This is a genomic window from Pseudoalteromonas sp. 11L1 (assembly GCF_055397545.1).
Window position 1 is genome coordinate 63,209 of sequence record NZ_AP041142.1, and the last position, 24,616, is coordinate 87,824.

General features: G+C 36.9%; 15 protein-coding genes. 7 read left to right on the forward strand and 8 right to left on the reverse strand.

From position 1 onward, the window contains the following. Position 1: 1 nt before the first annotated feature. Entirely contained in the window at positions 2 to 394 is a 393-nt protein-coding gene (locus ACZ5WS_RS16040) for a hypothetical protein (protein WP_418609587.1), read from the reverse strand. 67 nt (positions 395 to 461) lie between these two features. After that, positions 462 to 881, reverse strand: coding sequence for a DUF3429 domain-containing protein (locus tag ACZ5WS_RS16045; protein WP_138606746.1), 420 nt, complete (start codon positions 879 to 881; stop codon positions 462 to 464). A gap of 213 nt (positions 882 to 1,094) precedes the next feature. Here ACZ5WS_RS16045 and ACZ5WS_RS16050 point away from each other — a divergent pair, with 213 nt between their 5' ends. Next, positions 1,095 to 2,363 carry an ABC transporter substrate-binding protein gene (locus ACZ5WS_RS16050; protein WP_010389226.1) on the forward strand — a complete coding sequence of 423 codons (1,269 nt, stop codon included), beginning with the start codon at positions 1,095 to 1,097 and terminating at the stop codon, positions 2,361 to 2,363. Between the two features lie 9 nt (positions 2,364 to 2,372). After that, entirely contained in the window at positions 2,373 to 4,628 is a 2,256-nt protein-coding gene (locus ACZ5WS_RS16055) for an ATP-binding protein (protein WP_290171316.1), read from the forward strand. 142 nt (positions 4,629 to 4,770) lie between these two features. Here the strand turns inward: ACZ5WS_RS16055 and ACZ5WS_RS16060 are convergent, their stop codons facing one another. Next, entirely contained in the window at positions 4,771 to 8,301 is a 3,531-nt protein-coding gene (locus ACZ5WS_RS16060; RefSeq protein ID WP_290171315.1) for an ATP-binding protein, read from the reverse strand. Between the two features lie 255 nt (positions 8,302 to 8,556). Here ACZ5WS_RS16060 and ACZ5WS_RS16065 point away from each other — a divergent pair, with 255 nt between their 5' ends. The 3 genes from ACZ5WS_RS16065 to ahpF all read left to right on the forward strand — a co-directional run bounded on the left by ACZ5WS_RS16065 (position 8,557) and on the right by ahpF (position 13,182). After that, positions 8,557 to 10,659 carry a two-component system response regulator gene (locus ACZ5WS_RS16065; protein WP_178957389.1) on the forward strand — a complete coding sequence of 701 codons (2,103 nt, stop codon included), beginning with the start codon at positions 8,557 to 8,559 and terminating at the stop codon, positions 10,657 to 10,659. A gap of 216 nt (positions 10,660 to 10,875) precedes the next feature. Further along, positions 10,876 to 11,445: an alkyl hydroperoxide reductase subunit C gene (gene ahpC, locus ACZ5WS_RS16070; protein ID WP_008115650.1), complete on the forward strand. Its 570-nt coding sequence runs from the start codon at positions 10,876 to 10,878 to the stop codon at positions 11,443 to 11,445. Between the two features lie 159 nt (positions 11,446 to 11,604). Continuing rightward, complete coding sequence (gene ahpF, locus ACZ5WS_RS16075; RefSeq protein ID WP_464711944.1) at positions 11,605 to 13,182, forward strand: alkyl hydroperoxide reductase subunit F; 1,578 nt, start codon at positions 11,605 to 11,607, stop codon at positions 13,180 to 13,182. Between the two features lie 94 nt (positions 13,183 to 13,276). On the opposite strand, the gene ACZ5WS_RS16080 is transcribed toward ahpF, so the two are convergent. From ACZ5WS_RS16080 to ACZ5WS_RS16095, 4 genes are all read right to left on the reverse strand, one after another. Then, positions 13,277 to 13,468, reverse strand: a complete 192-nt coding sequence (locus ACZ5WS_RS16080; protein WP_008115648.1) for a DUF3185 family protein — start codon at positions 13,466 to 13,468, stop codon at positions 13,277 to 13,279. Positions 13,469 to 13,517: 49 nt separating this feature from the next. Further along, entirely contained in the window at positions 13,518 to 15,542 is a 2,025-nt protein-coding gene (locus ACZ5WS_RS16085; RefSeq protein ID WP_138606756.1) for a hybrid sensor histidine kinase/response regulator, read from the reverse strand. Between the two features lie 205 nt (positions 15,543 to 15,747). After that, positions 15,748 to 16,599: a patatin-like phospholipase family protein gene (locus ACZ5WS_RS16090; protein WP_055011446.1), complete on the reverse strand. Its 852-nt coding sequence runs from the start codon at positions 16,597 to 16,599 to the stop codon at positions 15,748 to 15,750. A 170-nt stretch (positions 16,600 to 16,769) separates the two neighbouring features. After that, on the reverse strand, positions 16,770 to 18,194 hold the full coding sequence (locus tag ACZ5WS_RS16095; RefSeq protein ID WP_138606758.1) for a sensor domain-containing diguanylate cyclase: 1,425 nt from the start codon (positions 18,192 to 18,194) through the stop codon (positions 16,770 to 16,772). 219 nt (positions 18,195 to 18,413) lie between these two features. Between ACZ5WS_RS16095 and ACZ5WS_RS16100 the strand changes: the two genes are divergently transcribed. Then, positions 18,414 to 19,307: a cation diffusion facilitator family transporter gene (locus tag ACZ5WS_RS16100; protein ID WP_464711946.1), complete on the forward strand. Its 894-nt coding sequence runs from the start codon at positions 18,414 to 18,416 to the stop codon at positions 19,305 to 19,307. A 42-nt stretch (positions 19,308 to 19,349) separates the two neighbouring features. Here the strand turns inward: ACZ5WS_RS16100 and ACZ5WS_RS16105 are convergent, their stop codons facing one another. Then, positions 19,350 to 23,849 carry an EAL domain-containing protein gene (locus ACZ5WS_RS16105; protein ID WP_464711948.1) on the reverse strand — a complete coding sequence of 1,500 codons (4,500 nt, stop codon included), beginning with the start codon at positions 23,847 to 23,849 and terminating at the stop codon, positions 19,350 to 19,352. 159 nt (positions 23,850 to 24,008) lie between these two features. Here ACZ5WS_RS16105 and ACZ5WS_RS16110 point away from each other — a divergent pair, with 159 nt between their 5' ends. Beyond that, positions 24,009 to 24,563 carry an isochorismatase family protein gene (locus tag ACZ5WS_RS16110; protein WP_138606764.1) on the forward strand — a complete coding sequence of 185 codons (555 nt, stop codon included), beginning with the start codon at positions 24,009 to 24,011 and terminating at the stop codon, positions 24,561 to 24,563. The last annotated feature ends 53 nt before the right edge of the window (positions 24,564 to 24,616 follow it).

Sequence of the window (24,616 nt, forward strand, 5' to 3'; positions counted from 1 at the left end):
ATTAGCGTGAAGATGTGTTTGGGTTTTCGGGCTCATCATTTTGCTGAGGTGCTTGATGCAACCTATACATAGCTAAACGTGTTTTTAAACCCTCAATAGCAACCTGTTTTAAAATTAGGTTAAAGGTAATCAAAATAGCAAACACAATGTGGATAGGACCATGGGTAAATCCTGCGTCAGGATCAAATATAGATAAACCAAACAATACAAACAACACAACCATTAGTATTTCAATGAGTTGATTTGAATAAAAAGAAAGACGACCTTCGCTTTTATGATCTTTTTTTATGCTAATGGCACAAAAAAAAGGGATCACTTTTATTTTAAAAGCGGCGTTTTTTTCTACAAAATTCTCACCAAGGTCAGTGAGCTGTTGGCGCAATTGGTCTATCATGGGGTGTCCTCTCAATACAGTGCGCGGATGTTACCCTATTACAGACCAATGGTTAAGTAATGGCGTGTTATTTAGGGTAAATACTCATACCAATAATTAAGATATGACACACAAACACCACAGATGTGAGCACAAAGCGCATTTTTTGGTAATCTTTGTGGTAACTCTGCCAATTAACCGACGCTTTTTCGAAAATCAGAACCAACCAAAAACTCGCGCCTAACCACGCAAGCATCCACTCAATCGGCAAAAATGATAAAAACGGAATAGGAATGACCGGCAGCACAGCTTTAATGGCATCGGCAAAGCTTTGTTGCCCTGCATGCCATAAACTACCTGCCATAAACGCTAAAATAGCGATGCTGTAAAAACTAAAAAACTCTAAATTAACACTGTTACTGCCAAACATAAGTGGCCAACCCACACAGCCTAAAAACGGCAGCAAGCCCAAATAGCCTAGTTGAATGTGATTAACAAATTTTTCCATGGGTAAGCGCCTTAATCGAGTAGGTATTTCAACACTGCTAGTGTAACAAGGATAGATAGAGTTATCTTATAAAATTTATACAATGATTAAACGACCATGTTATTTATGACGATCACTCATTTTAATTAAAATAGTGTTTTTTGAAGCGCTAAGTTAGTGATTATTCGATTATTACCTATACTGATTGTGGGAACCACTAAATGGATGATTAGTATGGCTAACAATGTCACTCGACGTAAATTTTTAAGTACGCTAGCGGTCGGTGCTGCGACCTCTGCTGTCGCATTTAAAGCGCCGTATGTGTTTGCAAAAAAACCGGTTACGCTTAGAGTCATGGGAACGCATGTAACTTTACAAGAAGAGCTTAGAGTCCGCGCCATGCAAGAGCTCGGTATTAATATTGAATTTACCCCTATGGGGAGTGCGGCCGTTTTACAAAAAGCAGCAGCTGATCCCTCTTCATTTGATTTATATGAACAATGGTCTGACTCAATTAATATATTGTGGCAAGCCAATGCTATTCAACCAATTGAAGTAGAAAGACTAAAATATTGGCAGGAAATAAACCCACTAACCAAAACCGGTAAGTTAGTTCCCACAGCAAAATTGGGCGCAGGTGATGCGCCCAACAAAATTTTATATGTTCAACAAGATGGCTCACTTGGAAGCCAAGCAACTGATAAAATAAGTTTTATGCCTTATGTTCACAATGTGGATTCATTTGGCTATAACACTAATTTTATACCTAAGGGTGTGGCTTACGAGACTGAGTCATGGGGCTGGTTGCTTGAAGAGAGTAACAAAGGTCATGTAGGTTTGGTGAATGCCCCCACCATAGGCATTTTCGATGCCGCATTGGCAGCCCAGGCTCAAGGGCTGATGACATTTAATAATATTGCCAATATGAGTGTTGCAGAAATAGACAAACTGTTTGCAATTTTAATTAATAAAAAGCAAGCAGGGCATTTTTCTGGGTTTTGGACATCGGTGCCACAATCTGTTGAGTTTATGCTTAAAAAGCGTGTGCACATACAAAGTATATTTTCTCCGGGGGTGACTGCATGTAGAGCCCAAGGTTTACCCGTTGTTAATGCATCTCCTAAAGAAGGGTATCGAGCATGGCATGGAGTGATGTGTCTCTCTGCTAATACGGTAGGGCACGTAAAAGACGCCGCTTATGAATACATGAACTGGTGGTTATCGGGCTGGCCTGGTGCATTTATTTCCAAGCAAGGTTATTACATTTCTAATCCAGAACGTAGCAAAGAAATAATTACCACCCCCGAATGGGATTATTGGTACGATGGCAAAGAAGCGACTCAACCACTAGCGGGTACCGATGGCAAAAATATAATTATGCCAGGGCAAATTCGCGATGGCGGCAGCTATGAAAAGCGCTTTTCTAATATTGCGGTGTGGAATACAGTGATGGATAACTACGATTACAGTTTAGATAAATGGTTTGAACTACTAAACGCATAAGGGAATTGAATGCTGAAACAGTTAATTGGTTCTTTATCTATTAAAGTATTATCTTCGTTGGCTATTTTTATTTTAATACAAATAATAGTTTACGTTGTTATTAATGAGCGAACCGACAAAATAGAGCAAGCCAGTAAAAATGTATTGAATATTAATGGGCTGTCAGTTGTTGTATTTGAAATTAACAAAGATATTTTACAGATTCAACGAGATATTTCGGTTTATGGTGTGTCGGGTAGCGAGGTTATTTTTGATAAAATAAAAAGCACTCAGCAAAGTATTCAAGCGCGGTTAATTGAAGCACAACAGCGAATTCAGCAACACAAGATTAAAAACTCATTAAACGCCATGCAATCATTGGTTTTAAATTATGGCAAAAGTATCGATAGTCTTAAAAAACGATATGATGAAAAGTCTAAAATTATTGAGCAACAGTTACCAAATACCTACGAATTAGCATTAACTACCTTAGCAAGCAGGGATGGAGAAACGGCCAGGCTGGGCAAGGACTTATTATTGTTTCAGCTAAAGGATCATTGGCATCATCTGTATCGCAATTCAGTCCTGTTTTTAACTCAACGCGATTACGCCAAACGTAGTCAAGTAAAACAGCGGCTACAATTAATTAAACAATTAACCAACAGTGGCGCTACAAACAAAATGATTGGCCACAACAAGGTCGAGCAACTAAATAGTTTAACAACTAAATTCGAGTCTTTATTTGCTCAGGCCATTCAAGCTAATAGAAACTATTTAACCTTAAGTAATATTGTTATTGCCGGTGATTCGGTCGAGTTTTCAGCACTTGCCAAAAAATTGCAAGAAGATGCATTGTTGTTGCTTAGTGATATTTCGAAAACCAGTCAAGAGAGCATTGATGCTGCGCAAACTGTTATTCAAGTGTCGTTATTTTTGTCTGTTACCTTGTTTATTCTTTTCGCTTTATTTTTTCACTTTCATATTATTAAAGCGATTAACAGGCTCACAGTTAGTTTTAGATCATTTCTAAATGGTGATTTCTCAGCAAACATAGCTGATATTAACCGTGAAGACGAAATAGGGTTTTTAGCCCAAGCAGCAAATAAATTTAGAGTGCTAAACGAGCGCCTAGTTGAAGCAAAAAAAGCGGCAGAAGAAACATCCCGAATCAAATCTGAGTTTTTAGCTAATATGAGCCATGAAATACGCACTCCCATGAACGGTATTTTAGGCATGGTACAGCTAGTGAGTAATACAGAGCTTGATGCTAAACAAAAACGCATGATTGAGGTTATTAGCTCTTCAGGTAACAGTTTATTGGTTATTCTTAATGACATTCTTGATTTAAGTAAGCTTGATGCCGATAAAATGCTACTAGAAAATAGAGAGTTTAAATTAAGTGCTTTATTGTATGAGCTGGAACAAATTTTTAAATCGCAAGCCGACCATAAAAATATAGAGTTTAAAATAGTAAAAGAAAAAGTAGATTCTGTTGATTTGGTACAAGGCGACGAAACCCGTTTAAAACAAGTACTAATGAATTTATTGGGGAATGCATTTAAATTTACAGAGTATGGAACAGTAACATTATCTGTTGCTCTAAAAGAGAAAAATAGCAGTGAAGTGATGTTACTATTTAGCGTTATCGATAGTGGTATAGGTATTTCACAACATAGTATAAAAACGTTATTTGATGCTTTTACACAAGCTGACACTTCAACAACACGTCGTTTTGGTGGTACAGGGCTTGGATTAACTATCTCTAGTAAAATATTAAACTTAATGGGCAGTAATTTACAAGTAGAAAGTGAATTGGATAAGGGTTCGAGATTTTATTTTCAGTTAACGCTTAGTACTCCATCATCAAATGTGGCTGAAAAACAGCAAGCACAATTACCCGATGTAAATATTAAAAATAAAGATATACAAGTATTAATTGCCGAAGATAATCCGGTAAATCAAATCGTGCTAGAAAGCTTTTTAAAAGCAATGGGTATTAAACATATAACCATGGCAGATAATGGTGAAATAGCGCTTGAGCTATGTACTAAACAACAATTTGATTTAATTATGATAGATATTCAAATGCCGGTAATGGGCGGGCTTTTGGCAACTAAATATATTAGGGAACTAGCCAATTACCACGATGTGCCCATTATTGCCGTTACTGCAAACATCACTGAAAAAGACGAGCCTGAGTACGTGGCAGCGGGTATAACTAACACTATAAACAAGCCTATAGAATTCAATAGTTTAAAAGTTATAATTGACCAGTATAGCGAGTAAGAATAAATATCCTATGTGCTTTTATATTTTTTGGTGGTATTGGTTAGCAATACACTCAAAAATTAAAAGCGCCTTTAGGCGCTTTTAACTTTAATTAGCAATACATATTTTCAGTGGTTTATTCATTATTACCCACAAAATGCTAACTACTGGGTTGTATCTCTAAGTAGCTGTTAATGGTTGATTCGAGTTTTTTGTAGCTAGTTTGAATGAGCTCTAATTTATTCTTCATACTGCCCATGGCATTTTCACTGGCCATTACTTCTAATTCATCAAATAATTTATGCAAGTTAGCCGCACCTACATCACCCGATGAGCCTTTCAAGCCATGACTTAATTTTGATATTTGCGATAAATTATTGTTATTTATTGCATCCTCAAGTTCTTCTAGCTTCATTGGTGTACTCTGAAGGTATAATTCACATACTTTTATAAGCAGCTCTTCATTATTTAATAACCGAGATAGCGCGTTATCTTTATCCCAATCAGGTAAACTTTGACTATCCAAAGTATCAGAAATTGGTTTATTAATTTCGTTAAGCTGATTATTTTCCAATGGAGCTTCTTTTATAAAAGTTGAAGACAACCACTTTGTAGCCGTTGCAACTAATACCTCTGCAGAGATTGGTTTAGTGATGTAATCATTCATTCCTGCATCTAGGCATTTTTGTCTTTCACCCATCATTGCATTAGCAGTCATAGCGACTATGGGAATATCAATATTTTGAGGCGCTGCTTCACCAGCTCTTATTTGTTTTGCTGCATCATAACCATTCAATATAGGCATTTGGCAGTCCATAAATACACAGTGGTATTGATGATTATTGGCCACCGAGTTAACAAGTTTTTCTACTGCTTGTTGGCCATTTGACGCGGTATCTATCTCTAAAGATAAACATGACAATATACCCGCGGCTACTTCTATATTTATTTCGTTATCATCAACGATAAGAACATGTGCTCCTTTAAAGTCAGAATTATCAGTTTTAACTGAGTCTGATTCACGGCGTTTGTTAATATTAATATTACTGCTACCAGCACTTATTTTATCTTCAAGGCTGCGTTCATCGGCGACTGTTTTTAAAAACTCTGAAATAAGTATTGGTTTAGAAAGTAAGCTGGCTTGCACGTGTCTTGTTTTAATTTGAGGATAACCGCGATTTGCTAATAAAATAACTTTAATTACATGATGATTAGCAATAGTTGGCCACATTTCATCTAAACGTTTTAACAATGTGTCGTCTTGTTCAATAAGTATAAAGTCAGGTAAAGACACGTTTTTTATATCATCTGAAACAAGAGATTGTTGTAATTGTTCAGCTGAAAAACTATTTCCAGAAAAAGCAGCTATTAAATTATTTATGCTGTCGGCTAACTCGTTATTTTTAGTCACAATAGCGAAGCTTTTGTTTTTTAATCGTGGGGCAAAACTATAATGAGTTGTATCAGCGTTGCTCAGTGTTAGTTTTATGTGAAAACTACTACCTAGAGACTTTTCTGACTCAAAGCTAATTTCTCCGCCTAGAAGGCTACAAAGCTGTCTGCATATAGAAAGCCCCAGCCCTGTTCCACCAAATTTAGATGCCACGCTTTTGTCTTCTTGGGAAAAGGCGGTAAATAATTTGTTCTGGTTTTCTTGTGCAATGCCCACACCGCTATCGGTAACTTTTACGTGAACGGTCACAGTATCATTGCTTGTTTGCTCGCAATAAGCGGTGACCTTTATAAACCCAGTTTCAGTAAATTTAATCGCATTATTTACTAAGTTAGTCAGGATTTGTGAAAAACGATGGGGGTCAGTTGTAATCGTTTTACATTTTAAATTCACAACATCTAAAACAAATTCGAGGCCTTTCTCCTGAGCTTTAACAGCCATACTGCCACAAACGCTTTCGATTAATTTTATTAAATTAAACTCTTTAAAGTTCAACTCAAGTTTACCGGCTTCTATTTTAGATAAATCCAAAATATCATTTATTAATACAGATAAAGCACTCACACTTACTTCGGTCATTTCTAAATAGTTTTTTTGTGTTTCACTTAATGGCTCTTTTTTTATTAAGTTTAAAGTACCCACTATGCCATTAAGTGGAGTACGCATTTCATGGCTTATATTAGAAATAAACGCGCTTTTTACTTCACTGGCTTGTTTGAGCTCTTTAGTGCGAATAGCTACTTTATTTTCAAGCTCATGATTTACTTTTATTATTTCATTCTCAATGGTGCGCTCTTTGGTTACATCTCTGGCTATTATTGCTATACCAATAAACATTCCAAATTGATCGATAATGGCTGATAAAGAGAGTGAAAAGTAGCGTTTAGTAGAGCCGTTACTGATACTAGCGTCTTGCTTAAATTGACGAGTACCACCAGTGAACTTTTCAATTATCTCGTTAAAATTTAGCTGATCTATTATTTTTAAATCATTAATTGATTTTCCAATAGCTTCTAATTCTCCAAGTTTAAACATCAGAGTTGCGGCGTTATTCCAACTAGAGACAATACCGTTATTGGTAATGCCAATTACCGCATCAGATGATCCGGTTATAATCGCCTCAGATTGTGCGCGCGCATTTGCAAGCTCTTGGCTTTTGCGAAGACTACGATTGAAAAATGCGAGAATGATAGTTAATACAATAACCAAAATAAGTAAAAAGGCGTAGAGCTTTGTTCTACGTTCCATTTCAATATTTTTTATATACTCAACAGGCGCTAAAACGTGGCTAGATAAAAAGTTTTGTTTTTCACCCAGCGCTAAAGTGATTTTTTTTCTTGCGGTGTAATAACTTGTTTGCGCATTGCTTTTTGGTTTTATAAGCGACAATGAGCTATTAGCAACGGGGTTAAAAGTGTAATTATTATTGATGCTAATATCACTATTTAGGTCTTTACCAAAGGTGAAATCTTTATTTGGGTGTGATAAAAAATAGCCGTTACTGTCAGTTAAAGCGAGTTGAAATGGTGTATTAATACTGTTTTTTAAAAGGGTTAATAAGTTGTTAGCATTCACGTTAATTATGATAAAGCCAAATCTATTTTGATTTTCATCAAAAATTGGCATAGACAGCCTCAACATCGGGCGATAAGGAAACTCTATTTTACCGTACTCTCTATTCAACGAAATTTCAGACATATATATTTCGCCATCAGAGAGGTTACTACTGGCCGTAAAGTACTCTTGCGCTCCTTTATTTTGGAGCCTATTTAAATCTATAACCTCTACTGCACCCTGAACGCGATCAACCCTTACTAGTTCTTGTCCTTTTTTGTTGGTACTGATGATTCTTAGCTGCTCGTAATCGGGGTTATTTTTTAAAAACGCTGCAAATATAATTTCAAGCCTTGTTTTCCATTGAGCATAGGTGGTGTTTTCTAGTGGGTCTACTCCTTTGTTATTTGATGCCCTAGCCAAACCTTTGATTGGAGGGGTTGCGTGTAAAAAACGAATATCTCGACGGTAGTTTTCAATAACCTCTTGCGTTTGTGAGTTAATAGATTGGTTTTTGTCTATGATTTCATGCTCTACAAAGCTAAGTACTGAGCGCGATAAACTTGCTTCATTAATAATAATGGCTACAACAATTAAGGTCATTATGGCGGATAAAGAAATTGGGAATAAAAGGGTGTAATTACTTACCTGACGAATTATCCTTTTCTTAAGATTTATTGGCATCCACTACTCCAATTAAAGACCAGCCATTATTTAGCTACCCTAAACTTAGAGAGCTATAGGTAATTGATCAAGTTTTACTTTTAATAAAGAGTTTTGTTTTGTATTCATTTATCTCAAATTTAGAACTCTACAAACCCTTTTTGATTGACGCTAATAATATAATACTTAAGTATATATTTTAGGTAATTGGTGGAGGTTTGGCTTAACTAAGCTAGGCTTTATGTGCATTTGTTTAATTTTTTATGGGAAGTGATTGTGTTAACCACTGTAGATCAAAGCTTTGCGCAACGAGTACTTATTGTTGATGATGAACCCACTAGTTTAATGATTTTAGAGGGAGCTTTATCAGATATTGCAGAAGTTATATGTAGCGATACTGGTTTTGGCGCCATTGAAAAAGCACAGCAGTTCTTACCAGAAATTATTTTATTAGATATTGAATTACCTGATATTAGCGGGTTAGAAGTGTGTAAACGCTTAAAAAACGATCCCAAAACTAGTGGTGTAACAGTAATATTTATTACCTCCCATAATGAGAGTAAGTTTGAGCATTTGTCTTTAGAGTTGGGTGGGATTGACTATATACAAAAGCCCGTTGATCTTAAGGTATGCCGCTTGCGCGTTGGCAATCATCTAAAACTAAAAACACAAGAGCAACAACTAAAACATTCACAGCGTTTACTTGCTATTGAATCAGAAAGATTGCGCGTAACGCTCAACTCGATTGGCGACGCAGTTATAGCAACAGACAAAGACGAAAAAATAACGTTTATGAACCCGATTGCAGAGATGATGACCGGTTGGGTAATGCATGAAGCAGTTGGTAATCATATTTCAGAGGTTATGCAACTACGGGATGCAACCACAAAGCACAAAAGCCTTAATCCAATTTCTATTGCTTTAAAAGAGCAGCGAAGAGTAGCTATGGCGCTTAATTGCCAATTAACGAGCTTAAATGGCAGAATTCATCGGGTTGAGGATTCTGCTTCCCCCATCAGAGATGAAAAGGGGAATATTATTGGCGCGATTATAGTTTTTCATGATGTGAGCGAGTCGATTGCGATGGCTGTTAAGATGAGCCATTTAGCAAACCATGACCAATTAACCGATTTACCCAATCGAATTTTATTACATGATCGCGTTGCGCATGCTTGTCAGGTATCTGTGCGTAATGGTTTTTTAGTGGCGTTAATGTTAATTGATATTGATCATTTTAAATATTTAAATGATACAGAGGGACACCATATTGGCGACCAAATCATAAAACTGGTTGCTAAACGACTTGAATCTATTGTTGATTTAAATACGACCTTGGCCCGTGTTGGCGGGGATGAATTTGTATTGTTGCTCCCAGGTATTAAATCGCCGTGTCATGTTGATGCTGTTGCATCTGATATTTTGTATGCAATGCATCAACCTTTTCGTGTTGATGGAAGAGAGTTTAATTTAACTATAAGCGTGGGAATTAGTATTAATCCAACGGATTCTGATTCTGCCGAATTAATGATGTCGCATGCTGATGCAGCAATGTATAAAGCCAAAGAGCATGGTAGAGATAGATTTTGTTATTTTTCAGATGACTTAGAACATGAGTTTCATCAACGTCAAAATATAGATAAGCTTTTGAGAAATGCACTTGAAAAAGACACGTTGGAAGTTCACTTTCAGCCCAAGCTTAGTTTAAAAAATAAATTAATCATAGGTGCTGAGGCGTTAGTGAGGTTAAGAGATGAGGAAGACGGTTTTATATCGCCGTTACACTTTATTCCATTAGCTGAAGAGACTGGTTTAATTAATAAGTTGGGTCATAGCGTTTTAAAACAAAGCTGCAGAGCGGCTAAACGCTGGCTAGATAAAGGCCATCCAATTAAAGTTGCTGTTAATGTTGCTGCTAAACAATTTACAGATCCTAAATTTATAGAAAGCGTAGCACAAGTACTTGAGGATACTGAGCTTCCTAGTGGTTATCTTGAATTAGAAGTGACAGAAAGCGCTTTAATGAGTGATTTTGATGAAACAAGTAGGATATTAAACGGGCTTTCAAACCTTGGTTTGAGCATAGCGATAGATGACTTTGGAACGGGCTATTCGAGTTTATCGTATTTAAAGTTATTTCCTGTTGATGTATTAAAGATTGACCAGTCATTTGTTAAAGATATGGTTGATGATAAGCAAAGCCTAGATATTGTGAAAGCAATCACCCATTTAGCACACTCACTTAATTTAAAGATTGTTGGTGAAGGCATTGAAACTCAAGCACAGCTCGATACACTTATTTCGCTTGAGTGTGAAGAAGGGCAAGGATTTTTGTTTAGCAAAGCTTTACCTGAAAATGAATTTGAAAATCTCATTTTCTGATGGCTACCTTTAGTGCTCAGTGTAACTAGTATTTTTAATTTTAAGATAGCTTGCATTCAATTATTGTGGCTTATTAGCTTGAGTAATCTTAAAAAGCGATTATTTCAATCTAAACAATCAATTTTATTTAATTTCTCAATGGCCTTATTGTATTAATCAAGCCAACGCACAAGGCGTTAACTTTTTTAAATACACTAAACATAAATGAGGAATACTATGAGCACTTCATTGATTAACACAAAATTACAACCTTTCAATGCAACAGCTTACCACAATGGTGACTTTGTAGAACTCACTGAAAAAGACGTATTAGGTAAGTGGTCTATCTTTTTCTTTTACCCAGCAGATTTCACATTTGTATGCCCAACTGAATTAGGTGACCTTGCAGATCATTATGCACAGCTACAAGAAATGGGCGTAGAGGTTTACTCGGTATCAACAGATACGCACTTTACGCACAAAGCTTGGCATGACACGTCAGACACTATCGGTAAAATTACTTACCCAATGATTGGCGACCCAACAGGACGCATTACACGTAACTTTGGTGTAATGATCGAAGATGATGGTTTAGCACTTCGCGGTACATTTGTAATGAACCCAGAGGGTGAAATCAAAGTTGTTGAAACGCATGATTTAGGTATTGGTCGAAGTGCCAAAGAACTTGTTCGTAAAGTACAAGCCGCACAATACATTGCCACGCATGACGGTGAAGTATGTCCTGCATCTTGGCAGCCAGGTGAAGACACATTAGCACCTTCACTAGACCTAGTTGGTAAGATCTAAACCTTACCTTCACTAAATTTAGAGTAGTACATAACTCTAATACCAGTGAGCCTACTTGGCTCACTGGGCACTCTTCCACGCCATCACTCTTTCTAAAATTCGCACATGCACTGATGGCATGGGGGTTCTGCTGTTTTATTTTCCGTAAGGGGCTAAGCCATGTTAGACAACAACATAAAGAACCAATTAAAAAGCCATTTTGAATCGCTGACTCAGCCTGTTGAGCTGCTTATCGCCTTGGATGACAGCAAAAAATCAACAGAAGTAGAAAGTTTAGCGAATGATTTAGCATCACTAAGCGATAAGTTTAGTGTGAGTAACAATCCAGATACTTCGGCACGCAGACCTTCAATGGTGGTGCATTCGCCACAAAAAAATACTCATATTACCTTTGCAGGGGTACCTATGGGCCATGAATTTACTAGTTTAGTACTTGCACTATTGCACACAGGCGGACACCCTAGTAAAGCCAGCCAAGATGATATTGAACAAATACAGTCACTTGAGCAAACACTCAATTTTGAAGTGTATATTAGTTTGAGCTGCCAAACCTGCCCGCAAGTGGTTCAAGCGCTAAATACAATGGCTGCTACGAAAAGCAATATTAAAGCCACCATGATTGATGGTGCTCTGTTTCAAGATGAAGTAGAGCAACGAAATATATTGGCTGTACCTGCTGTGTACTTAAACGGAGAACCTTTTAGCCAAGGGGCAATGAGCCTAACCGATATTTTGAATAAAGTTGATAGCAAAGGTGCAGAGCGTCAAGCCAAAGCATTGAATGAAAAATCAGTGTTTGATGTTCTTGTCGTCGGTGGTGGGCCAGCAGGTGCTTCGGCAGCTATTTATTCTGCACGTAAAGGGCTAAATACGGGGGTGGTTGCCGATCGATTTGGTGGCCAGGTAGCTGACACATTGGCCATTGAAAACTTTATTTCGGTAAAAGCAACCGAAGGGCCAAAAATGGTGGCTCAGTTAGAAGAACATGTTAAAGAATATGATGTTGATGTAATGCACAACCAACGCGCGGCAAATCTGCAAAAAGGCAGTAATGGCTATGACATTACTTTAGAAAATGGCGCTTTATTACAAGCAAAATCACTCGTATTAGCAACCGGTGCACGCTGGCGTGAAATGAATGTACCTGGCGAGCAACAATATAAAGGTCACGGCGTTGCATACTGCCCGCATTGTGATGGCCCATTATTTAAAGGCAAATCTGTTGCGGTAATTGGAGGTGGTAACTCAGGTATTGAGGCGGCTATTGATTTAGCTAACATAGTAGAGCATGTAACGGTGCTTGAATTTGCCGATACGTTACGTGCTGACGAAGTACTTATTCGTAAAGCAAATAGCTTAAAAAATATTACTATTATTAAAAATGCACAAACTACTGAAGTACTCGGTGATGGTAATAAAGTAATAGGCCTTAATTATACCGATCGTGTTTCTGGAGAAAGTAAGGAGCTAGCTTTAGCCGGTATATTTGTACAAATTGGTTTGATACCAAACACCGAATGGTTAAAAGAGAGTGACCTTGAGCTTAGTCAATTTGGTGAAATACTCATTGATGCAAAGGGTGCAACGTCGTTACCGGGTATATACGGTGCGGGCGATGCGACCAATACGCCATTTAAGCAAATTATTATTGCTATGGGCGCCGGAGCAACTGCTAGCTTAGGAGCTTTTGACTATTTAATTCGCCAAGCACCCGATGCAGAGCAAAATGCTGCTTAATAGTGTTTTAGCGTAAGCCTCTTGATAAAACAGCTCTCACCCATAGCTGTTTGTTCACCCAAGCCGCCCTCTCCAAAGGCGGCTTTTTTGTGTGCTATTTAAGTCGGGTAAGGCCTACTAAAATACAAACTGCGCCACCAATAAAGCCAAGCCATGCTTCTACTGGGGTTTCGCCATTGAATGCACGAGTAACTTGTGAAGCTGCAGAATCGTAAACATCATAACCCCACATACCAAGTGCTACGCCAATAACAATAAGTACAATACCAATGATTTTATTTGTCATAATGATCCTTTGTGTTTTTAGTGCTAGTTAATCTGGGCGACACTCGTTGTTATAATGTGGCTACGCCCAGTCTTTTTAGTGTATTTGTAATTGCTTCTTCTATCGCTGGCAGTTTAAACGGTTTGGCTATAAACATATCCATGCCTGCTTGCTTACAGTTTAGTTTATCTTGTGAGGATGCATTAGCAGTTAACGCCACAATATAAGTTTCTTGCGAGTCACAGATACCTTGTGCCTTTAGTTGCTTGGTGGCTTCAAAACCATCCATGATAGGCATAATGCAATCCATAAAAATAAGGTCAAAATGCTTTTGTTTGCATTTTAACAGGGCATCTTGGCCGTCAATAGCAAAGTCTGATTTTATATTAAATTTATCCAGTGCAGATTCTAATACCAGGCGATTTATTTCGTTATCATCAACCACCAAAACCGAGAGCTGATTACTATGGTTATTAATAAATTTAAGGCTAGGTTTTTGTGTTTGTTGTTTACCAAGCTCAATTGGGATAGTTAAGGTAAAACACGTGCCCACGTTAACCTCACTGGTTACCTCAATTTTACCATTCATAAAACCAACGAGCTCTTTAACTATGGCTAAGCCTAACCCGGTGCCACCTTTATTGTTGTTAGCATCAACCTCTTGGGTAAAGGGCTTAAATAATGAGTTTAAATATGCTTTACTCATGCCGCGACCCGTGTCGGTTATTTTAATTGTAAGTAAAGGGCGCTTTGTATTTAATGCTAACTGTGAATCGAGAGAAACAGAACCATGCTCTGTAAATTTTAATGCGTTACTCAGTAAATTAGAGATAATTTGGCTTAATCGAGAGGTGTCGCAGTATACCCAAACATCATTAGGAATGAGGTTAGTGGCTCGTAGTTCAATGTTTTTATTGCTAAACAATACCGAATACAAAGAAACCAAATCGGTAAATACCGTTTTAAGTAGGGAGTGATGAGGCTCCAGTTTTAATTCACCATGATTTATTTTTGAAAAATCGAGCACTTCATTAATAATATTCAATAAAATATCAGCACTTCGAAGGGCGACTTTAATTTTTTCCGCCCGCTTGTCATAATCGTGTTCATCTATGAGTGTCGCTAACATACCCGTAATGCCATTTAGCGGAGTGCGTAGCTCATGGCTGATTTTTGCAAACAGCATACTTCTATCTTTGAGTAATTGTTCAGCGAGCGCTTTTTTTTGTTTTAACTCTTCGCGTAACTTTACGGCTTCAGTTATATCTTGAAAAGTACCAAATAACCGCACACATTGGCCGTTGTTAAACTCGGCCTCACCAAAGGTTGAAACCCAAATGTTCTGTTGCTTAGCGGTAATTATTTCCAGCTCTAAGTGCCATTTTTCACCCTTAGATACCGCATTTTCTACCGCTTTATTAATGCTATCTCGGCTTTTGCCCGCTTTATAAAACTCGATAGCGGTATTCATATCAGGAGTGAAGCCTTCTTCGGCTTGATGAATGCGCCGAGTTTGTTGGCTCCAAAAAATAGTATTTTCTATTAAGTCGACTTCCCATGTACCTATATTTGCCACGCTTTCAAGCTTTAATAAAGTGTCACTATTTTTAGTGAGATTGGCTTTATCCTGATTGCGCGCAAATTCCGAGCCTAACCACTGCGCTAATAATTCAATATAATCATAGGCTTCATCGCTAAAAGGAGCGCATTCTTGAGCTGATGAAAAGTTAACGGTACCAAACACGTCTGTGCCTATTCGTATAGGCGCACCAATGTACGCTTCTAATTGGAAATTAATGTAGCATGGATGATTTGCAATACTACTTTGCGACGCATTATGAAATGCGAGTGCAGAGTTGGCCGACAAGGTATGCGTGCAATAGGTGCCGTTTAACTCAAACTCAGTGCCAATAGCAAGAGAATTGTCAGGGGTGATGGCATGTAAAACAATGTAAGAATCATTTTTTACACGGCTGATAATAGCTAAGTCGAGTTGAAAAACATCGAGCCCAAAAGCAAGTAAGTCTGCAATTTTTTGATCAAAGCTTAGCTGCTGATCTGAGACTATATTATGAAAGCATCGAAGAAAATTCACAAAAACCCTTAATTTATTTGGTGTGTACACAAAATTTAATGCAAAAAACACGCCTAAATTTAATCTGTTTTTTGCAATACGATGGCGAACACATCGTTCTTTATTACATTACCCCGTTGATTTAAAAATTAATAGCTGGAGTAAGCTGTAAATTCAAAGGTTATATCAATGTATACTTCTTATAGGTTGATTTTATAGCTTATGATCATTCCTTAGCAAATCGAGAGTTATTCAAGTAGGTTTTAGCTTCACTTATGCCCATTTGATAGCCTGAATTGAGTATAGCCCGATTTTTAGTGGTGCGACCGACTTTAAACCCCATTGGAGGTGCGATAATATTTACTTTACAATCAGGTGGAGCATTATGCAAAAAATCAATACTGTCATTATAGTTTTTAGAACGCTGAATAGTGGCCTGTGCAAGTGCAGGGGTATCTTTATAGAGTTGTTTAGTTAACCACGGTACTTTGTTATCTTTTTTACGATAGCCTAAAGGTTGAGAAAGGATAACCGTTATTTCTGATGCCCCCATTTCATAAGCTTTTTTTACCGGAATAGAGTCGGCAACGCCACCATCGGTCATGGCCATGCCATTTATTTTTGGATAATCCCGATAAGCTATGGGTATAGCGCAAGAGGCTTTTAATTGCTCTACCATTTCGCTGCCTGTTGCTTGTAAATAATGAGCTTGCCCAGACTCGATTGCCGTTGCAACAATATAAAAGTCGTGAGGGGATTGAGAGAATTCGTCGGTATTTAAAGGAATTTCACGTATGGTCTCTTGCCAAAGCCAGTCCAAATCAAACAAATGGCCGCCTTTAACAAATCGGGAAAGGTTAATAAATTCTGGCCTACAGGAATAATCAGTAATCACTTTGTAGTTTCGAGTTGCTTGCTTACATAGATAAGCCGCGACGTTCGTTGCTCCAGCAGATACACCAAAATAGCTGGTAAAAGGTTGATATTGCTGTGCTAAAAACTCATCTAGCACGCCAGCTGCAAAAATACCGCGCATGGCACCACCCTCTACCACTAATGCATGTTGGCTATTGCTCATATTAACTTCCTTCCTTTGACAATACACTTATGCTACCAAGTGTGCTCAAACTGTGCGAGCAACTTTTTGCTTTGATTCGGGACTTGTTTTAATTATTAGTTAGGATAAGAAAATATCAAAGGTTGCAGGGAATAGAAGCGATAACTTGTTCTTAAAAATTAATATATACGTTATTCAAAAGAACATATTTGATCTCTGCCTGCTTTTTTAGCTTTGTATAAAGCAATGTCGGCATTTTTTATTATCGTTTGCATATTAGTATTAGCGTTTGGGTAAGTGGTAAAATACCCAAAGCTCATTGTGATATGAGGAGTAACAGAAGAAAATTCATGGGGAATATTTAACGCTTTAATTTTTTGCTGTATCAGTACAGTAAACTTTTGGCATTGTTCTTTATTAGAGGCCGGCAAAATAATTGTAAATTCTTCGCCTCCATACCGAGCTACTATATCACCCTCACGTTTACATACGCTTTTTAAAGCGCGCGCCACTTGTTTTAATGTGTCATCACCTTTTTGGTGACCATAGTTATCGTTATAGCGTTTAAAGAAATCGATGTCACACATAATCAAACTAATAGGCTGATTATGTCTTGCACAACGCTTAATTTCACTGTTGAGAGTGCTATCGAAAAAGCGACGGTTTGCAATATCAGTAAGTGCATCGGTATTCGCTAATTTATTGAGCTTAGTGTTGGCGTTAATTAATTGCTGTTGGGTTAACTGCAGCTTTTTTTTATAGTTAATATTCTTGAGGGCATTATTGATGATTTCACCTACGAGCTTTATTCTAATCAAATCAATTTTGCTCCAATTGCGCTTAGTTTTAACGCAATCACAGCCGATGAAGCCTACCAGTTCCTCATCGAAACGAAGGCCTATGCATAAAACCGACTGAATGCTTTGCTCTTTAAACTCTGCTTTTTCAGCGTCAGCTTTAGTAGGTAATAGCTCAATATCATTTACTTGAAATAGATGGTTCTCATTCATCACTTCAAAAAAATAGGGGAGTTCAACCTTTGGTATGTTTTGCAGTCTGTCTTTGCAAGCAACAATATCCTTATTGACCCACTCGTGAGTATTAGTAATAGTTTCATTGTCAGTGTTAAATTCAAATAAATAACTACGGTCAGCCTTTAATACGGTGCCAATGGCTTTGAGGGCAAAGTTAATTTGTTGGTCTATATTATCGTTTTGTATATCAATAAGTTTGGTAGAGATTTTAGAGATAATATGATCAAAGTTGTATTGCTCTGTGAGTGTATGATCTTGCTCTAAAGTGAGCATAGATATTGAGCCATCAATTATAGAATGATCAATATTTAACAGTTGTAAAGTGGATTCAGAATCTAATAAAACGGTTGTTATATTAGAAGAAAATAATTGCTCAATACTGACAACTTTATCATTACTAAAGTCGCGCAGCACAACATTGCTAAAAGCACCTTTTTTAACAGCACTTTCATCCTCTATTTTGAGTAACGTTTTGGCATGCTGATTTAATGTGTAGTTTTGGTTTTTATCATCATAAACAATCACGGCTAAATTAATAAGATTAAAAACCTGCCAAATTGTTTTGTCTGAGTCATGACTCACTGATTTCTCCGCAATTATACAGGCAGAACTCGCCAAATCTTTTAATTATTAATAATATATGTCTCTTTATATTTAGTACAGTTCTTTGCATTTTACTAAGTTTTTAGTGCGTTTAATTGGTCTTCGTATTACAATTGTGACTGTATATCATTTCGCACTTTCTAATTTTGCTTTATTTCATTAGCTTACTTTGTTTTCAGTAAAGGCCTTTTATATTTCATGACAGAAATAACTACACATCACGCCTCCCGTCGCCGTCTATTAATTGCACTTGCAATTACCTGTTCGTTTATGGTGATTCAGCTTATAGGTGCTTATTATGCTAATTCACTGGCTGTTCTTGCTGATGCCGGTCACTTATTTGTTCATAACAGCTCACTATTTATAGCACTTATTGCCTCAAGCTTTGCTATTCATTTGGCTAAAACTTATAACGACGGCCATCAAAAAGCTGAATTAATCGGCGGTCTGATCAACGGCATTTTATATCTTACTATCAGTTTACTTATTTTATTTGAGGGAGCTGAGCGCTTTTTGGACCACAAAGGTGGACATGAGCTGATCATAAATAGTTATTTAATGTCGGTGATTGCAGCTATCGGTTTTTTATTTCATGGTGCGGCAGCGTGGGTATTATATAAAGGTCGTAAAGCCAGTATTAATGTGTATGCGGTATTTTTACATTCGTTTTTTGATTTAATCTCGACTGTTTCCACTTTTGTTGCCGGTGTTCTTATTTATATTACAGGCTGGAATGTGATTGATATTTTATCGAGTATGTTAATTGCATCATTTGTACTGTTTACGGGAATTAAGGTGATAATTAGTTGCATTAAAGGGCTACGCTCAAATAAAGCAAAGTTGCCAGAAGTCCAAGATATCGAAACAGAAATAACCAGTATGGAGCATGTTGAAAATGTGCATAACGTTACCGTTGTTCGTAAAAATAAAAAAGTGATAGTAGGTGCTCACGTAGTGTTAAAGCAACATTGCACTATAGAAAAGCATGATGAAGAATGTCGTTTAAAAGTAATCAAACTACTTGCAGATAAATTTAATGTTCGTAACAGTGTGCTACAAATCGAAAGCTATGAATGCAAGCACATCCATTAAAAAGTTTAACCTAAAAGCGACTTGGTTAAGTCGCTTTTAGGTTTAGATTAAATCAATAATCTTCTCAAAGCATGCAGGGCTCATTAAATCGCTGGCACTCATAGGGCGAGCAAAATAGTAACCCTGAAGTTTATAGCAACCTATGTTTGTTAAAAAGTCTAGTTGCTCCCGCGTCTCTACCCCTTCAGCAATACAATATAACTCTAAGTTTTCAGCAAGCGAGTAAATAGTTTTAATAATCGACTCGTCACCTTTGTCTGTGCCAATACTATTAACAAAGCTTTGGTCAATTTTTATTACATTAATTGGAAATTGGCTCAAATAAGTGAGTGATGAATAGCCAGTACCAAAATCATCAAGAAATAGTTTAAACCCTGCAGCTTGAAGGCTTTTAAGTTGTTTTGCTGCTTTGTACTTATCTTCTAACAGCGTGTTTTCTGTGATTTCTAGGCGTATTTGCTGTGGTTTAATACTGGCTTTCTCAAGTATAGCGCTCAGTCGCTCGGTTATATTGGCCTTTAAAATATGTTTTGGTGATACATTTAACGAAATATAAAACAGTGGGTTTACGCTAAGGATAGGCGCAAGCTCTGTGATTGCACGTTGCAATGCTTGCTCAGTAAGCATATCAATTAGGCCAGTTTCTTCTGCCACCGGTATAAATAAAGCCGGAGAGATAAGTTTTCCTTGGTTTTCCCAACGCATCAATAACTCAACGCCACTTATTGTTTTATCTTTTGTATTAACCACGGGTTGGTAATGATTAAATAATTGGTTATCTTTTGCGGCATCTTTTAAGTCATTTTCAAGAATAAGTTTTTGTTTAATTTGCTCATTCATTTTTTCATTAAAAAACTGAAATCCATTTCGACCTGCTTGTTTTGCATGCATCATAGCGATATCTGCATTGCGGATCAAAGCATCAGTTGAGCATGCATCATGGGGATATAAGGCAATACCAATACTGGCAGATATATTAATAGAAAAGTCTTCAATAATAACTTTGCTTGCGAGCTCATTACTCATTTCGTTAAGCGTGTGTTGCAGAGAAGACATAGAAGTAATGTTCTCGATTAAGACTAAAAACTCATCACCACTTTGGCGTCCAAAAGTCGCGTGGTCACCTAGGTATAAGGCAACTCGTTCAGTAATGTTACACAGTAACTTGTCGCCTACTGCATGCCCAAACGAATCATTCACAGGTTTGAATTTATCTAAATCTATAAATATAACCGCACATTGCAAGTCGTTTTTAGCGGCCTTTGTGATGGCATTTTCAATTTTTTGATTCATTAAGCTACGATTAGGTAGCCCGGTTAACGCATCATAGTTGGCCAAATAACGTAACTCATTTTCAGCACGTTTTTGCTCGGTTAAGTCTGTAATTACAATTACATAATAACCAACTTTACCTTCTTCATTAGCGACTGCAGTGGCACTTATATGAATAGGGTGTTGCTGTGCTTTTGTAGTATTAACATAGGCATTTGTTCGCCAATTTTCTTTGGGTTGCAGTGCCTTTAACGTGGTTGCAAATTCTTTGCATTTAGTTTGACCAATCGCTTTTATAAATAGCTCAGTAGTAACAGCTCCCTCTTCACCATCATCAGAGAATACCTCCATAAAGCTATTATTAGCTGAGAAAGGTACAAGGTTTTCATCTAGAATAAGTAAAAAGTCATTGATTTGGCTAAAAGCTTCGCCAAGTATTTTAGCTTGCTGTTCGTTTGCTAACTGCTCGGTAATATTAGTAAAAATACCAGATACATATTCAGGCTTTTTGCTGTCTTGATTATAAATAATTTGCCCAAGGTCATGAAACCATAACCAATGACCATCTTTGTGCCGTAATCGGTAAGTCGCTTGCCAGTCTTGTGGTTGAGTTTGTTTTATAAATGCATCCCACTTACTTTGTATTCTGCGGCGCTCATCAGGATGCATAATATTAAAAAGTCTGCTTATATCAATACGTTTCGATATATTCTCGTAACCTAATTCAGTTCCTCTGGCTGTATTAACAGTATTGTCTATAAAACTGTAGTTCCAAACGCCACTCTTGTTACTCTTTAATGCTAATTCAGTTTGAGCTTTAGAGTGAATAGCTGCACGGTGGGCGCGTTCAATCGCCATTTTACGGCTACGGTATTGCCAAAAAAATAAAAACAGAATTATGGTCACTGCGAGGAAATAGCATGCGTAGGCAATAGGAGACTGCCAAGGAGCATATGCAACACTAAACTTAAGCACTACGGGCTCGCTGGTAATAACCCCATTTCGTTGTTGTGTGGACACTGATAGCTCATAATCACCTGGTTGTAATTTAGTAAAAAACACCTGATTAGATTTTAAGTCGTTATAACTTAAAGATGACGGACCATTCAGCTCTACTTTGTAGTAGGTTTTACCTATATTGTTATAATCAAAATTAGAAAATCTAACCGTCAACCCCATATCATCATGATTTAGTTTTAACGGTTCATTACGGTATTTTTCAGGCGAGTAGTTGAGCGTCTCTGAAAACAAATTAATATTTGTGATCGCTAATTTACTTTGGGTGTTTTTTTGGCCACTTTTAAATTGATAAGGGTCAAACTGCAGTACACCGCTACGATTACCGAACACGAGCTCATTATTTTGTAATTTTAGTGCAGCAATTGCAGTAAAGTGGTTGTTGCTTAAACCGTCTTTTATTGTATAGGTGGTTATGTTTAACGTATTTAAATTAAGTCGATATAGCCCATTATCGGAACTAACCCATAAAAAATCATTATCATCAGCAATAAGTTCGAAAATAGAGTTAGTGTTTAATGAATTGTTTTTATCAAAAGTATGAACTTGCTCGTAAGTTTTAGTGTTAACGGCAATTAAGCCCTCTTGTGTGGTTGCTAACCAAAGTAATTCACGTTTTGAATCTAAGTAATAGTTTTCTACGGTATGAAAAAGATTATTTTTTGCTGTTTTAGATTTAAAAATAGTAGTTAAAGTGCCCGTTGCTTCATTATATCGATAAAGCGAGTCAGATGTACTTAATAGCAATTCATCGGGGTAAGCTTTTGAAGGGGTATGAAATGCGTATGCCTGTAAAGGAGATATTTGCTCTTTTAGACCTTTTATAACTCTATTTTCACCAGAGTAACCGTCAAAAATATAGAAGTTATCATTATTAATATAAGCAAATGTATTGGGTGCTACCTGTGCAAGGCCAAATAAATAGTCAGTGTTTAGATTATGCTCGGTAATAAATTTGTTTTGTTCAAATGCGCCTGTTTCTTTGTCAAAAAGCTCAAGCCCAAAAAAAGTCACTAACCAAAGGTAGTTGTTGCCTATACTTTTGGCAGAGTAAATATCTCCGATAGCAGATAAACCATAAGCTGCTTTCTTATCTTTAGATTGTAAAAATAAATCACTCGTTTTTGTTTTTGAGTTATAACGAACAAGCCCGTCGTCAGTGCCTATCCAGAGCAGTTGCGGTGTATCTTGATATATAACATTTACAATATTATTTTCAGGTAGGGTGATTTTTTTGAATTTCTTTGTTTGTGCGGCCCATGTTAATACACCATGAGTTCTTGAACCAAGCCACAACAAACCAGATTCATCAAACATAATATCGTTGATTGTGTTTTCAGTAATGTTATAGCTACTATCTTTAAAATTTAAAATATGAGTGAGCTCTGAGGTTGCTCTGTCAAACTCAAATAAACCACTTTCTGTAGCAATAAATTCGCCATAGGGTGTGTTTACATAATCCCATATATTATAATCACTAATAAGTGTTGATAATGCTGTAGGATCTATATGTTTATTTTCATCAAAAGCAATCCGATACATTCCTTCAACCGTACCAACGAACAATCCAAGTTTCTCGTCTATAGATAGAAATTTTACGTTGTTACCATCATTAGTAACTTTTTTCGTGTCGTTAAGTTTTATTTGTTGGCGTTCGCTACTTTCAGAGTTATAAGTGTATAGGCCCTGATCGGAACCAATATATAAGGTGTTTTGGTAAAGTGACAACGCACGGATAAACATATTTTCATTGGGCAAAGATATGACAAGAGATAACTTTTTTGTTTTTTTATCAAACCGATATACGTGCGCATCAATAGAAAAATAAAAATGTGTAAGTTGCTCAGCAACTGCAACAACCGGAGAGTATTTTTCTTCATTTTGATTCAAATGACCTGAATATATTTGTTCAGCATTTAATGTGTTTGGGTCAATTAAAAAACTTCCAGCGAGCTGTGTGCTAACTAATAATTTACCGTTATTAGCTTTGTAGATATTAACTATATAATTATTTTTTAAACCTGTAGGGCTTTCGTAAAGGGTAACCTGGTAACCGTCGAACCGAAACAGGCCTTGTGTAGTGGCTACCCACACATAACCAATATCATCTTGTACAGATTTTACTACAAAGCTTTGCGAAAGTTGTTCATTGATAGAAATACGTTGTAGTTGTTCAGAGTAAGTTTGTGAAGCAAAGCTCTGTTGCATCCAAACTAATAAAAATATGTAAACAACGAAGAAAAACTTACTCAAAAGCACTTACCCTTTTTGGCCGACAAGGTTGGTATTTAGTATTGGTGTAATATAGCATGAGTTTAATTTAAAAATTACAAAAAGCACCATAGGTGTGAATTAATTGTTGCTTTTTTGTGGGTGTTAAAAGTCAGTTTAGCAAAAGTCAAAGGACTCCATATGAATTTTAGAGAAAATATTAACTCAGAGCACAGCGTGCTTTTAGTCATCGATTTGCAAAGCAAACTGGCTCCGGCCATCGCTTCATTTAATACGACTCTAGAGTGTGCTTTACAACTTGCAAATGCAAGTGCTATTCATCAAATTCCTTCAATAATTACAGAGCATTATAAAAAAGGGCTAGGTGAAAGTGATGAGAAAATAAAGCAAGCTTTACCTAGCGCGCAGTATATTGAAAAAATAAGCTTTAGTGCCTGCGCCGAAGAGGGGTTCTTAGATACTATTTCGTTATTGCAGCGCCCTCATGTAGTAGTTACTGGTACAGAGGCGCATGTTTGTGTATTACAAACTTGTTTAGATTTACTACAACATGGTTATGCAGTGACTGTTGCTACAGATGCAATAGCCTCAAGAAATGCAGAGCACAAAGCCATTGCAGTTGAGCAGCTTCGTCAAGCAGGAGCAGTAATATCATGTGCTGAAACAATAATATTCCAATGGACAAAAAAAGCAGGGACGTCTACTTTTAAACAAATACTATCAATTGTTAAGTAGCGCACTAAAAAATTTTAAATCAACCTAATTGATAATGTTCGGCTTGATTTAAA